Raw genomic sequence first — 511 nt, forward strand, 5'->3', positions numbered from 1 at the left:
GATAAGTTGAAAAACGTAAAGGAGATGGAAAAATGGCAAGAACATTATTACATGAGATATATTATTTTCTAAAACATGGCAAATAAGTAAGCGTTTTATCCTCGATAAGGTTATACTGATAATAGGATAGAAAACTATTCTGCATATCCAAGCAATTAGGCTTTGAAGGAGGAGACAAATGGGATTTAGAGAAGATTTTTTATGGGGCGGAGCAACCGCTGCGAACCAAACAGAAGGCGGGTATAATGAAGGTGGAAGAGGGCTGGCCAATGTCGATGTCATTCCGCATGGAGAAGATCGTTTTCCTGTAATGAAAGGACATATGAAAATGTTTGATTTTGACGAGGACCATTTTTATCCAGCGAAAGAGGCTATCGACCACTACCACCGTTATGAAGAAGACATTGCTTTATTTGCGGAGATGGGTTTCAAAACGTACCGCTTATCGATTGCTTGGTCGCGTATTTTTCCAAAAGGCGATGAAGCTGAACCAAATGAAGAAGGCTTGAAA

The 511-nt window shown here is 39.5% G+C and carries 1 protein-coding gene; it reads left to right on the forward strand.

Translation table 11 applies throughout. The features are described from left to right. Positions 1 to 178 precede the first annotated feature (178 nt). Positions 179 to 511: family 1 glycosylhydrolase (locus ABS911_RS15340; RefSeq protein ID WP_350468267.1), on the forward strand; the 333-nt coding region annotated here is incomplete at its 3' end.

Source organism: Carnobacterium sp. (genome assembly GCF_040274425.1).